This window comes from Streptomyces sp. NBC_00466 (assembly GCF_041433995.1).
GTDB lineage: Bacteria > Actinomycetota > Actinomycetes > Streptomycetales > Streptomycetaceae > Streptomyces.
On the sequence record NZ_CP107896.1, the window covers coordinates 4,869,000 to 4,881,308 of the forward strand.

The 12,309-nt window shown below is 65.7% G+C and carries 17 protein-coding genes; 2 read left to right on the forward strand and 15 right to left on the reverse strand.

Annotation, left to right across the window (positions count from 1 at the left end; genetic code table 11):
* Positions 1 to 28: 28 nt before the first annotated feature.
* The 3 genes from OG210_RS21765 to OG210_RS21775 all read right to left on the reverse strand — a co-directional run bounded on the left by OG210_RS21765 (position 29) and on the right by OG210_RS21775 (position 966).
* Entirely contained in the window at positions 29 to 220 is a 192-nt protein-coding gene (locus OG210_RS21765) for a hypothetical protein (protein WP_371538339.1), read from the reverse strand.
* A gap of 138 nt (positions 221 to 358) precedes the next feature.
* Positions 359 to 550 (reverse strand): hypothetical protein, encoded by a 192-nt coding sequence (locus OG210_RS21770; RefSeq protein WP_371538341.1) that lies wholly within the window; start codon positions 548 to 550, stop codon positions 359 to 361.
* Positions 547 to 966, reverse strand: coding sequence for an ATP-binding protein (locus tag OG210_RS21775; protein ID WP_371538343.1), 420 nt, complete (start codon positions 964 to 966; stop codon positions 547 to 549). The genes OG210_RS21770 and OG210_RS21775 overlap by 4 nt, the downstream gene beginning before the upstream one ends.
* 182 nt (positions 967 to 1,148) lie before the next feature.
* Here OG210_RS21775 and OG210_RS21780 point away from each other — a divergent pair, with 182 nt between their 5' ends.
* Entirely contained in the window at positions 1,149 to 2,408 is a 1,260-nt protein-coding gene (locus OG210_RS21780; RefSeq protein ID WP_371538345.1) for a helix-turn-helix transcriptional regulator, read from the forward strand.
* Positions 2,405 to 2,932 carry an N-acetyltransferase family protein gene (locus tag OG210_RS21785; protein ID WP_371538347.1) on the forward strand — a complete coding sequence of 176 codons (528 nt, stop codon included), beginning with the start codon at positions 2,405 to 2,407 and terminating at the stop codon, positions 2,930 to 2,932. The genes OG210_RS21780 and OG210_RS21785 overlap by 4 nt, the downstream gene beginning before the upstream one ends.
* A gap of 1 nt (position 2,933) precedes the next feature.
* On the opposite strand, the gene OG210_RS21790 is transcribed toward OG210_RS21785, so the two are convergent.
* The 12 genes from OG210_RS21790 to OG210_RS21845 all read right to left on the reverse strand — a co-directional run bounded on the left by OG210_RS21790 (position 2,934) and on the right by OG210_RS21845 (position 12,185).
* Complete coding sequence (locus tag OG210_RS21790) at positions 2,934 to 3,440, reverse strand: hypothetical protein (protein ID WP_371538349.1); 507 nt, start codon at positions 3,438 to 3,440, stop codon at positions 2,934 to 2,936.
* Positions 3,441 to 3,547: 107 nt separating this feature from the next.
* Entirely contained in the window at positions 3,548 to 4,414 is an 867-nt protein-coding gene (locus OG210_RS21795; RefSeq protein WP_371538351.1) for a peptidoglycan-binding protein, read from the reverse strand.
* Positions 4,415 to 4,514: 100 nt separating this feature from the next.
* Positions 4,515 to 4,814, reverse strand: coding sequence for a hypothetical protein (locus tag OG210_RS21800; protein WP_371538353.1), 300 nt, complete (start codon positions 4,812 to 4,814; stop codon positions 4,515 to 4,517).
* 10 nt (positions 4,815 to 4,824) lie between these two features.
* Positions 4,825 to 5,052: a hypothetical protein gene (locus tag OG210_RS21805; protein WP_371538355.1), complete on the reverse strand. Its 228-nt coding sequence runs from the start codon at positions 5,050 to 5,052 to the stop codon at positions 4,825 to 4,827.
* A gap of 1 nt (position 5,053) precedes the next feature.
* Positions 5,054 to 5,395: a hypothetical protein gene (locus OG210_RS21810; RefSeq protein ID WP_371538357.1), complete on the reverse strand. Its 342-nt coding sequence runs from the start codon at positions 5,393 to 5,395 to the stop codon at positions 5,054 to 5,056.
* Between the two features lie 111 nt (positions 5,396 to 5,506).
* Positions 5,507 to 6,427 (reverse strand): hypothetical protein, encoded by a 921-nt coding sequence (locus tag OG210_RS21815; RefSeq protein ID WP_371538359.1) that lies wholly within the window; start codon positions 6,425 to 6,427, stop codon positions 5,507 to 5,509.
* Between the two features lie 134 nt (positions 6,428 to 6,561).
* A protein-coding gene (locus OG210_RS21820) for an IS5 family transposase (RefSeq protein ID WP_371540426.1) occupies positions 6,562 to 7,361 on the reverse strand; the annotation gives its coding sequence in 2 pieces (ribosomal slippage) (positions 6,562 to 7,013 and positions 7,013 to 7,361; 801 coding nt in all).
* A gap of 43 nt (positions 7,362 to 7,404) precedes the next feature.
* Positions 7,405 to 7,659, reverse strand: coding sequence for a DUF6332 family protein (locus OG210_RS21825; protein WP_371538361.1), 255 nt, complete (start codon positions 7,657 to 7,659; stop codon positions 7,405 to 7,407).
* An 88-nt stretch (positions 7,660 to 7,747) separates the two neighbouring features.
* A complete protein-coding gene (locus tag OG210_RS21830) occupies positions 7,748 to 9,073 on the reverse strand; it encodes a hypothetical protein (protein WP_371538363.1) in 1,326 nt (441 codons plus the stop codon).
* 58 nt (positions 9,074 to 9,131) lie between these two features.
* Positions 9,132 to 10,160 (reverse strand): hypothetical protein, encoded by a 1,029-nt coding sequence (locus OG210_RS21835; RefSeq protein WP_371538365.1) that lies wholly within the window; start codon positions 10,158 to 10,160, stop codon positions 9,132 to 9,134.
* Between the two features lie 12 nt (positions 10,161 to 10,172).
* Positions 10,173 to 11,351 (reverse strand): siphovirus ReqiPepy6 Gp37-like family protein, encoded by a 1,179-nt coding sequence (locus OG210_RS21840; RefSeq protein ID WP_371538367.1) that lies wholly within the window; start codon positions 11,349 to 11,351, stop codon positions 10,173 to 10,175.
* 9 nt (positions 11,352 to 11,360) lie between these two features.
* The gene (locus OG210_RS21845; RefSeq protein WP_371538369.1) at positions 11,361 to 12,185 is read right to left on the reverse strand and encodes a phage tail family protein; all 825 of its coding nucleotides are present in this window, start codon (positions 12,183 to 12,185) and stop codon (positions 11,361 to 11,363) included.
* Positions 12,186 to 12,309 lie beyond the last annotated feature (124 nt).

Here is a 12,309-nt window from a genome sequence, read left to right on the forward strand (position 1 = left end):
ACCGGAGCTTCCTGCGGGCCCAATTGACCTATCCCGCCGCTTCACGCGTGACAGAGGTGGCTTCCGCTGTGACGGACCACGTGGACACATGCTCGTCCAGAGCACGGAGGAAGCCGGTAGGGCTTCCTGCCGTCTGGGCCAGCTCGATGAGACCTTCGAGGAATTCGTACGCTTCAAGATCATTCAGGTCGTTCATCCACGGGAACGTGCTGCTCTGCATGAGGAGTGCTCCTTCCAGACCTTGCGGATCCGAATAGTAAGGGGCCCCGGTCTTCAACGACCGGGGCCCCTCCTCACCTCGCCGGGCTGGGGGAGCCTTGCCCTTATGGCTCACCCGACGAGGGAGTCTGTGGCGCTCCTAGAACTCGGCCCGGTCCCTCAAGGGCACGGTGACCGTCAACTGGCCACCATTACGGTTCTGCCACTGATCAGGGCCGTTCACAGCGCGGAGGATGTAGACCGTGCCCCACTGGACGTCAGTGACGATGCCCTCGCGGCGGGCGTCCTCGTCGCGGACCTGATCACCCACCCAGGGCATCCCGTCCTTCACGAGGTGACCTCCAGCTCTGCCCAGACCTGCTTGCCCCAGCGGTACAGGTCGGTGCCCCACCGGTGCGAGAAGCCGTCCACCAGGACAAGACCACGGCCGTGGATCTGGTCGCCGTCGGAGTCCGTCCGCAGCATCGGGAGGACCTTCGAGCGGTCGACGACTCCAAGTCGGACGAGAGAGGGGGTGGGCTGGGAGACCATGACGCGGATCGATGCAAGGCGAGAATGCACCACCGCATTGGAGACCAGCTCCGAGATGATCAGTGTCCCCGGCTCAATCATGTCCTGCTCCAACCCCCAAGCGGCCATGGCGGTACGTACGAGTCTGCGGGCGGTGGCCGCGCTCTCCGGCTCGCGAGGGAGCGTCTGGGAGTATCCGGGGTGCCCCGTAGGGCGCGGCGTAGCGGTCACAGTCATCAGGACCTCGGTGGGTGTGTGATCTACCTGGGGTGGCCCTCAGGTAGCGACGGCCTCGATTCAGTCAACGACTTTCCGCTCGCTCGCAGGAGGAAAAATCCGCCCAGCGTGCATACGGCTCGACCGGAAATTTCTGACGCTCTCTCCTCACTGATTGAGGTGTGAGTGGCTACCGTGAGTGTGTGCAGGCCAATGAGCGACTCAGCAGCGCCATGCAGGAGAGCGGTTTGACCCAGGCCGAGTTGGCCGACGCGGTGAACGCTCGCCTCATCTGCGATGGGCACGAGGGCACGGTCAGCGACCGGACGATCCGCAACTGGCTGACCGGAAAAACCAGATGGCCCCACCCCCGCCAGCGCGAGGCGTTGCAGGCAGTATTCGGCTGTGAGGCCGAGGAACTGGGGTTCAGTCGGCCGGCCCGATGTCCAAGTCCCGTTAGTGAACCGGAGTCATCCGTGAGGCGCAGGTACTTCCTCACTGCCACGACCAGCGCCGTGGTGACCCCCTTCGTAGGGGCACTGCCCCAGGTCGGCTCCTCTGATGTGATCCGGCTCCGCAGTGGGCTGGACGCGCTGACAGCCCTGGACGCCTCCAGAGGCGGGCATGAGGCCCTGGAGCGGGCCGCACTCGCCGGTGCTGCTGAAGCGCTGGACCTCCAGAAGCGGGCCGCCTCTCAGCGCCTCCGGCAGCGTCTCTTCAGCGTGGCCGCGAACTACACCGCGTCGGCGGCGTGGTCGGCTGTGGATGCCCGCCAGAGCGACCGCGCGCATTCTCACCTGAACCGGGCCCTGTACTTGGCAGGTATGGGCAAAGACCCGGTGGCGGAGCTGCGGGTGTGGAACTCGCACGCCATGCTTGCGGTCCATCGCGGGGAGTACTCGCAAGCCGTGGACGCTGGCCAGGCCGCGCAGGCGACTGCCGTCACGCGTCGCGATCCGCTGTTCGCTTCCCTGGCGCACGCGCGGACAGCTGTCGGGCATTCCATGGTCGGGGACCGTCGGGGCGCCCTGCGGTCACTGGGCCACGCGGAAGAGGCGATGGTGAAGTCGGCCACGGATGAGTCCCGGCCGTCGTGGGTCGCGTTCTACGGCCCGGCGGAACTACTGGCCATCACCGCCATCGTCCGGGATGACATCGGGGATGCTGTGGGCGCTGAGGCGGCCTCACACCGGGCCCTGGCGGCCATCCCGCAGCAGTTCCGGCGGAACCGGGCCCTGGCCACCCTTCAGCTTGCCCTCACACAGCTCCACCAGCGGGACATCGACCAGGCGTGCTCCACGGCGGCGCACGTGTTCGCGCTGATGGAGGGGAGTCCGTTGCCCGGCCGGATGCGTTCGTTCCTCGGGGATTTCCACCGAGATTTGATCACGCTAGCGCCGGACTCCGGTACTGCGCTTGAGTGGGAGGATCGCTACCGATCAGAATGGAGCCAGGCCCGATGAACTCCACTTTGGAGCTGCGCCACTACGGCCACGACGACCTGTCGGAGATCCGGCAGACGCTGATAGACGTCCATGCGGACGTCCACGCCGACCGGATGGCGGACGACGATTTCCGGAAGAAGTTCCCCTGGTTCGTGGACCACTGGGGCGGAAACCCCGGCTTCTCCTGCGTGATCGCGTACGACGGCTCGGAGGTGGTGGGCTTCACCTATGGCGCCCCCGGCGCAGAGGGCCGCGAGTGGTGGCGGGAGCACCTGGATCCGGCGCCGGAGAAGGTGCGCACGTTTCACTTCTCGGAGCTGATGGTGCGCGAGCGGTGGCGGAAGACGGGCGTGGCTGAGCGGCTGCACCGAGCGCTGATGGACGCCAGGGACGAAGACTTGGCGTCGCTGCTCGTGGACGTGACACACCCGAAGGTGGAGGCCCTGTACGAGTCCTGGGGCTACCGGAGGGTCGGGGAGGACCAGCCGTTCCCCGACTCCCCCGTCTACGCCGTCATGCTCGTGGAGCTGCCGTTGACGTAGGTCAAGCCGGGGGATGGCCTTCGTCTTCCAGCGCCCTGCGTGCTGCTTTGGCGAAGGCGTCCAGCCGTGCTTCGAGTAGACGCCCTTGGTTGGCGGGGTGCCCTTCGAGGCGGCCGTGTGCGAGTTCGTTTCGGAGATTCCTGACCTCGTCGGCGAAAATGCCTGCTGACAGAGCGACGACGTCCGGTCCTGCTATGGCCACGGTGGAGCGCCACTTGCGGATGTTGCTCTGAAGGTCCTCATATTGCGTCAAAAACTCGTCCCGCCCAACGTGGAGCGCGTCTACCAGCTCCTGGCCAGCCGCTACGAACTCTGCGTACGCCTGGGAGCGCGGCCCCCTCCTCTCGGTCAGGCTCTCAAATCGGCGCTGACGAGCGGCCTCTGACTCCTGGGAACCGAGCTGAAGGCGTGCCGTTCGGAGACCGAACATGCCTGTACCGAGGGCCGTAAACCCGGTCAGTCCGCCACCGATTGCCGCACCCAGGACGGCTGCTACTCCTGCATCCACACAGCGATTCTTGCCCAGGCTCTGCGGAGCCGCAGGCCAACCCCGAAACGCAACAGTGCGCCCCTTCCTGGCATCAACCAGGAAGGGGCGCAATGGTGTTCGTGATGTCAGCCCTTGGGGACCTTCAGGGCTGACCAGGAGGAGGGGCCCGGAGGCCACTTGGCAGCGGAGCCGGTGTAGCCCAGCTTGCGCTGGAAGGCCTCGTAAGAGGCGATGTCGCCGGAGCCGATGGTGTCCTTGCCCGCAGAGGACGTGTACCGGTTGCAGCCGACGGCCACCAAGCGGTCATGCATCCGGCTCACGATCGGGCTCTTACGGCCCACAGAGAACCAGGAGGATCCCGGGAAGAGCTCGTACTGCTTCGCCGGGGGACCTGAGGGCTTCTTGACGGGGAAGGAGGGCCAGGTGCCAGGGTCCGTGTGCTCATTCTCTGGGACGTGGGCATGGGCGTACCAGCCGCCCTTCTTCTCCCAGGTGGACTCGGAGCGGTTGCCGGTGAACGAGGTGGGCTTGCCCATGGGCCAGGCGTCCGGGACGCCCCAGGAGGCCACCCACGCGTGCATCTCGTCCCAGCCCTTGCAGGGCGTGTCCTCCAGGGACTCGTACACCTTGCCGCCCACTCGGCACCAGGGGAAGAAGAGCGCCTCGATCTGGATGACGACTGAGCCGGCCCGGTTGGTCCGGGTCCCTCCGGCGCTGTCCACCAGGGACAGGGAGCGGGAGTTCGCCGGGAAGAACTGGACGACCTTGCCGGTGAACGGGTCCCACAGGAGATGCGGAGCGACGGCCCGGCCGGAGGCGTTCGAGCCGAAGTAGGTCCGGAGGCTGGCGTACGGGACGAGGTCCTGGGGCTTGGTCTTCGTGGCGTTCTTGTCCCAGGTGATGTGGGCGATCGCCTTGGCGGGTCCACCGTCAGTGGGGGCGGTGTTGCCAACCGACAGGTGCTCAGCTCCGGGCATCCAGAGATCGGTCATGGAGTGTCTCCTCGGGGGTCTGGCGGCATGAAGAAGCCCCCTCGCGGCTGGGCGGGAGGGGGCGGGAGAACGGGTCTCATGAGACCGAGGGGAGCTTCCGCTAGGGGTGCTCCCGCCGGTACGCGGCGTACGAGATCAGGCGGACAAGGAGGAGGGCGTCGATCGCCGTCAGGAGACCGATCGAGATCACCATGTCCCACCAGGTCTGGCTGGGGTGGCCACCGCGGATTCCGAGGAGCGCGAGAGAACGTGCGTACCAGAGGCCCACGATGATGACCCACCATGAGGCGTTGATCTCGGTGACCCGGAAGAACCGCCGGGGACGGTGCAGGATCAGGAACCCGACCGATGCGGCCAGGCCGGTGCCCAGGAGGACGAACAGGGCGAGCGAGTAGAGCATGAGTCCCTCCCTACGATCGGCCGTCACTGAGGCGGCCGAGGACGATGCCCTCGATGAAGTCGGAGTAAGCGTTGGCCCGGTTGTGGGCCTTGAGCTGCTCAGTTACCCGGCGGCTCTCTTTGAACTGGGCCTCGGAGTCGGGGGTCCGGGCCTGCGCTTCCATGAGGGAGTTCTCGGCGTCCCTCTTCGCGGTCTCCGACTCCGGAGACACCGTGCTGCGTCGGGTGAAGAGCCACATCTCAGGCGCTCCCCGAAATGCTCTGGGGCCGGTGACCGAACTCTTCGAGGAGCTTGACCATCGCCCGGCCCTGTTCGTTGGCGACGTCAGCACTGGCCTGGGCAGCCGCGAGTTGCTGAAGCGTGACCTGGTGGGCCTCTCGCTCCTTCTCGAATGCGTCGCGCCAGTTGTCCCTCTCGCGGGATAGGGCGTCCAGTACGTACTTCGGCGCAATGACGCCCAGGATCAGCAAGACGACGATCAGGCCGACGACTCCGTACTGGACGAACTTGCCGAGCAGGCTGCCGATGTCAGGACCTGAATCTGCCTCCTGGGCCATGGCGAAGACTCTGTGCAGGTCCACACGACCTCCTTGCGTGGGTGGGCGCAGGAGGATCCGGCGCGGGTCTGAACATGCGAAAGCCCCGGCTGGGGAGCCGGGGCCTCGATGGGTGGTGATCGACTGGATCAGTCCTCAGTCAGGGACTTCTTCCTCTTCTTCTGGGTGGAGGTGCCAGAGGAACTCCTCGACGTCGCTCATCAACCGCTCCCCCGCTTCGTTCACCAGCGGAATGCTGTGCGGTATCCCGGCTGCTTGCATCTCGTGCGCCGTCAACGTGAATCGGCATACAAGGCAAATGAAGCTCTCGGGGATGGAGTGTCCAGGTTCCCCTACCCTAACGAGAACCGGTGGTCCAGCCGTGATGAGGGCCTGGTTGCCACAGGCAGGACAGGGCCAAGGGACGAAAACCTTGTAGGAGGAAACCTGCATCCCGAATTTCAGCTGTGATCGCTGGTCGATGTAGCTGTTCAGCGCTTCTCTCGGTAGGCCCTTGAAGCGCTTGTGAAGCAGCCGATGGGCCTGCTCCATACGCCGTGCAACGTCCCGCTCTACCCGCTCTTGCAGATCGTTGAGTGTGATGTCGACGAGCTTGGACCAAGTACCCCAGTAAGGACTCCGCCTGGCATCCAGGTGATCTAGCAGCTGGTTGGTCACTCGGCAGAAGACGGTGAGGCCGTCGAACTCGTCATCGACCGATGCCATCAGATGCGCCACGCCGTTCCGTAGCTCGATCAACTCATCCAGGTCCGGATCAGGCTGCGGAAGGACGGCCATGCTCCTGAGGCGACTGATGGCCTGCCCCGCCCCGATCGTCCTGAGCTTGGCCGTCTGGCGAACGCCGGTGAGGTGAAAGAGGGTGTCGTCCTTGCCCTTCATCTCCATCAGGAGGAACGGGCTCTTCTTCACCAGGGCGGCTTTGGCCAACCGCTCGATGCTCACCCCAGCGTGGAGGAGGAAGACCTCCTCGTCTTCCAAGCCGTGCGCCTCCAGCGCCGACGACGCGAACTTGCGGGCGCCGCGAAGCAGGCCCTCGTACGAGAGCGATTCGTCCATGCACGGACGGTAGCGGCACCTGTACTACAGGAGCCAGCGGTTTGCTCGATGACGGGGCTGGGTGAGCCGGCCGATTCGCCATGCGGCTGCGAACCCTTTGGTCGTGCCCGTGCCCTGGGGTCTAAGAAGTCATCTCATTTGGTGAGTCTGCGGTAGCAGATGAGGGTGCAGGCGATGCTGGTGAAGGCGAGGAAGTGGTCGGCTTTGCGTTCGTAGCGGCGGTGGAGGCGTCGGCAGCCGGCGAGCCAGGCCATGGTGCGTTCCACGGTCCAGCGATGGCGGCCCAGCCGTTGCGAGGACTCGACTCCCTTGCGGGCGATGCGGTGGGTGATGCCGCGCTCGCGTAACCAGCGCCGCAGGTGGCCGTAGTCGTAGCCTTTGTCGGCGTGGAGTTTGCCGGGCTTGCGCCGTCGTCGTCCGCGGCGCGAGCGGATCGGCGGTATGCCCTTCACGAGCGGGATCAGGGCCTGGCTGTCGTGCACGTTGGCCCCGGAAATGCCGACGGATATGGGCAGACCCGACCGTTCCGTGATCAGGTGGATCTTCGAGCCGTACTTGCCCCGGTCGACAGGATTCGGACCTGTCAGGTCCCCCTTTTCAGGGCCCGCATGTTCACCGAGTCGATCGCGCATCGCGACCAGTCCAGCTCGCCGCGGGCACCGAGTTCGTCGAGGACTAGGCGGTGGAGCTTGGCCCACACCCTGGCCTTCGACCACTCCGAGAACCGCCGGTGGGCGGTCGCTCCGGACGGGCCGAACGACGCCGAAGGCAGCTGCAGCCAGGTACAACCCGACGTGGCCACGAAGACTATCGCCGCCAGCACCTCCCGGTCGCCGTACCGACGCCGACCGCCCCCCTGCGGCCGCGACGGCGCCTCCGGCACCACCCGCTGGAACAACTCCCACAACTCGTCCGGCACCAGCCGCTCAACGATCCCCACGCCGGGAGGCTACCGACCGCAAGGGGAAGGGCCGTAGTCAGTGGCCCATTCGACGCTGCTCGTCGAACCGAAGCAGCACCCGTACCAGACGCCACACTCCGGCCACCGCTCCGAGCAGTGCACCCCCTACCAACACGCCTCTCTCTGCCGAGCCAGAGAGGTCAAGGACCAGGACGAGAGCCCAGGCGACGGCAAAGATCACCCCAGCCAGCACGGCGGCAGTCACCAGGGCGAAAACGATCTCCACCGTCATTGCGTCCTTTTCCCACCGCGACTCACGCCCCATGTCCATGCTGCAAGTCTCACATCACGGTCAAGTCAACGGGCCTGCGTCTGGTCTCCGATTGCACGGGCGGCTTGATCGCCAATTGAGATGACTTCTAAGCCACACCGGCATAGATGTTGTTGGCGTCCGGGGTGTACCCGGAGAGCGTGATGCTGGTCGGCAGCGAGGTATTGCCCGCCGCCGGGCTCCGGCCGAACCGGTAGCTGCCAGCTGACAGGTTGTCGTTCCCCGGAGTGAAGTTCGATCCGAAGGTCGAGCCGCACGCGAAATAGGGGCTCGTGGTGCCGTTGAAGAGCAGAGCCACGTAGTACTTGCCCGCCGGTGCGTTGTACGACGAGGTCAGGGACATCGACTTGTCGCCCGCGCTATTCCAGGTGGTGGACATGTTTGCGGTCAGGGCCCGACGTGTACCGGTGGAGCTGTAAAGCCCTGCCAGACACTGGCCGGAGGTCAAGGTGGCCCCACCGATACCGATCACTGCTGTCAGATTCGAGATCGTGTCGGCAGACCGCAGGATGACCTGCATCAGATAGATGTACCCAGCGGAGAGCTGGGTACCGTTACTGCTCGAACACGCGGGATCGAGGGTCCACGCGATCAGACCGTGGTCGTTCGGAGCCCAGACGTTGCCGTAGTTGGCCACGCTCGTGTAAGTGGCCGAGAGGTCCGGGATCTGCGCCACCGGCACCTTGGTGCCCGAGTCGAGAGAGGCGACTCCGGAGGCCGCTCCCACGACGGTGGTGGCCACTGCGCTGATGCTGGCGGGGGTGACCGACACTGCCCCCTGGCTGCCGTTGACCGAGGTGACGCCCGCATGGACGTGATCTCCTCTCGCGGCGCTGTTGGCCGACCCGGCCGCGTTGGCCGACCCGACGGACAAGATGGTGCCGGTGGCGCTGTAGAGCTGCTGGGAGCCGGTGAGCTTGCTGGAGGCGTCCAGGCCAGCCACACCGCTCGCTGCGTTCTTCTGCGTCATAGCAACGTAGGTCGCTGACATGTCAGGGATCTGCTCCACCGGCACCTTGGCGTCCGAACCCAGAGTGGCCACACCGGAGGCCGCCGCCTTCTCCGCTGCGGGGACAGCGCTAAGGTCTGCTGCCGCCAGAACCACGGTGCCGCTGTAGCCATTCACCGAGGAGACCGCATCCAGGTCACGGGCGCTCATCAGGTACCGCTCGTCGTATCCGAAGTCGACGTAGAGAGAGCTGATGCCGTCCGGGCCGTAGAACCCGATCACGGAGTTGGAGTCCGACGTCACCGTGGTGGCCGGAACGGACGTCAGATCCGTAAGGTCAGTGAGCCGGGTACCGCCCGACCGTGCGTCCCAGACGGTCCCCTCTGAGCCGGGGCGGAGCTTCATGTCCTCGCCGACCTGCTCGACGGTGACGTCAGCAGGGGAGAGTCCGAAGAGGTATCGCACTTATTCCTCCTGGTAGGTGGTGCAGCCCTAGGGGACTGACGCAGTCGACCGGTGCCTGTCAGGCCGCTTCGAAGGTGCCACTGATGGTCAGACAGTCGCCGCTCGAAATATTGAAGGGCGAGTTGGTCAGGATGTTTCGTGAGTTGATGCCGCCAGAGGTGCCTGAAGCGTTCTCCGACACGGGCACCCGGATGCGGGCGATCTTGTTGTTGGACTCGGTCGGGTAGGCCATCGCCGTCCCCACGAAGGACAGACCGCCGTTGCCCGATGCCTGCGTGAAGTTGACGTTGAACAGTTCCCGGGTTGAGCCCTGGAGCGTAAGGGGCAGCGTCACCTGGATTGGGTCGTCATACGCAGGCGGGTTCCCGGTCGGAATGACTTGGATCTTGACCCAGTACAGGTTGCCAGCGAGGCGCTTGTACCGGCCAATGTTCTGCGTGCCCGTTCCCCAGTTGATCGTGGTCGAGCCTGCGTTCCACACGGGCGTATACGTCTTCGCCGCCGGTTCCTCGGCGGTCCCGAGGTAGTTCCAGCTCATTCCGTCGCCCAGGTACAGATCCGCACCGTTGTCGATGTGGAGCTGACCCCGGGTCGGGGGACGTCGGTAGGGAGAGCTGCCGAAGACCGCAGGACGGCCCACGAACCAGCGGACGTCCACGACCCCAGACGGGGGTACGACAGACGCTCCGGCGGCCACTGTGACCCGCGCGAGGGGGATCTCCCAGGTGCCGTTGAGTGTCTGAGTCAGGGACGGGAAGCTTGTTCCGCCCGTCTTGTACTGGACCGTGGTGGTGTCACCGGAAGGGTCCCGGCGCAGGACGATCAGGTCGTTGCGGGTTGAGCTGCCGCCGGAGTTGGTGGGGACGGAAACGTTCAACGAGGCGCTGTTGGCGTAGTAAGTCCCCTGGATCCATGCCTCACCAGCGGCCAGAGTCACGGTGGAGGCGTTGGACGCGGAGACCTTCAGGTCAGTGTCGTTCTCGCTGCTGGCGAAGACTCCGTCCACCTGGGTCATACGGAACATCGAGGACCACTGGTCCTCCGTGGCGATCTGCGAGGAGCCGAACGGGAAAGACGACTGGCTCATGGGACCTCCAGGTCACGAGGGCTTGCGCGTTTCGAGGCGCCTGAGCCGGTTGAAGATGCGGGCGATGTACTGGAACTGCCGTGCCAGGACGTCCTGGTTGTCCGTGGAGTCCGAGGAGCCGATGACCGCCTTGGCGACGTAGCCGCCCTGCGAGTCGAAGGTGATGCCGACCTCGCGGACCACGTCGGCGAAGAAGTCGTCCCGGACCTGGCACGAGACGATGTCTCCGACCGTGTAGTCCCGCCCGAACTGGAGACGAGGAGTGTCGATCGGGTTCATCGTCAGGTTCCCCTGGGCCGCACCCGAGGTGAGCGCCTCATCGGCGGCCTGGGCCATCTGGGCTGTCAGGTCGGTGGAGGCGGTGTCGACGCTCGTCAGGTCCACGAACTGCTCGACCCAGGGCCCGGGGAAGGCCGGATCGGCCCGGGGCGTCACGGAGACCACACGGTGGCTGCTGCTGCCTCCCGCCACCACGACGGCCTTTGTGCAGGTCGGGGCGGTGACGGAGTAGGAGGCGTCGGTCAGGTTGCCCAGCTTGAAGGAGAACTTCGCGGACGCTGACAGGTCGGCCGGCTCATAGATCTGGAACTGGAGGGCGGAGCCGACCTGGATCACGCGGAACCCGAGGCTGGCGGTCTTGCCGATGTCCTGGAGGACGGCCAAGAGACTGTCGAACTGATTGACCTGCCTGGTGATGCTCACCCCGTGGCCGCCGTCAGCGGCCAGCGTGAGGTTGGAGATCTTCCGGGAGCTTTGAGCTCCGGGACCGAAGTTCAGGTTGACCAGGGTCCTCATTGCCGTCTCGGCCACGACCCCGGAAATCTTGTAGAAACTGTCCGCCTGTGACCCGGGGGCCGAGGTCGGATTAGGCCAGCAGGTCCCGGTGAGGACGAACATGTCGTCGACCCCGTTGACCGTCAGAGACCCGCTGCCGCCGTCGCTCTCCGACCGGCTCCAGTTCGGCTCCCGGATGGGGCCAGACATCAGCACCGTGGATCCGCGGCGAATCACCAGGCCATTACCCGGGACCAGCAGGTCCGCCTTGGGGGAATCTGCCGAGATGTTCAGGACGTAGGCCCCGACGGCGTTGAAGCGGGGCGAGATGGTCAGCGAGGTGAAGTCGCTGACCACCCCGATGATGTGCAGGTTGCTGTCCCGGACCTGGACAGTCAGGGGAGGCAGATCGGGCAACTTCGCCTCCTACGCCGTGAGATACCGGGGCTGGTAGTCGACTCGGACCGTGGTGCTGCTGTTCGTACCGACCAAGGTCAGCGACATGTCGTTCAGGCCGGGCTGAAGGGCCCACAGTTCCGAGTCGGTGGCGAGGTTGGGCCACCAGTTCGTGGAGCCGTTCAGGACGGCCGTCTGGACCCGTTCACGGGTGTCGACAACCAGGACGTCCGAGGAGCCGAGAGAGGCTGTCACGGAGAAGCTCTGGCCCGTCGTGGTGTTCGTGATGACCGCCGACGTGGCCGGGCCGTGGATCGTCCAGACCGGAAAGCTCGCAGCGTCGCCGGGGTTATCGATCGTGGCGTCTCCCAGGACCTGAGAGTCCCGGACCACCAGGGGGAGCACCGGGAAGAAGCCCCCGGTCGCCCCGGCGGAGAAAGTCTTGGAGACTTGGTCGCCGACCCAGTACGGGCTAGGGCAGGAGAACGTCAGCCCCACCACCTGCCAGTGCAGACCGGAGGTGTCCTCGCCGAAGTCCCCTTCGGCTCCCGAGACGTAGTACGCCTCGATAGTGCGGAAGGTGCCGTCCGACTCGGTCAGGGTCAACGCCCCCAGCCCCAGGTAGGGGTTGAGCGTGCGGAAGAAGCACCGCTTGCGCTCAATGAATCCCGCACGGTTCGGACCGAAGAAGACGACCGGCAGAAAGATCTCCCGGGGCTGAGCCCTCAACCCCCGCAGTGCGTTGCCGTCGATCTGCGGCGAGGCATCGGTGTAGAAGTCGTACCCGGGCATGTCCAGGCCACGGACACCGGGCTGGAGGACCCAGCCGCCCTCCCAGTCGGACAGGAGCGTCACGCGCCCCTGAGGATCCGTCCAGGAGAGGTCTGGGACCTCCAGTGGGGCGAGCGGGGGAGGGTTATTGCCGCCCGGGAGGACCCCGGAGGAGCGTACGAAGATCGGCATGTCTGCCCCTCCGGGG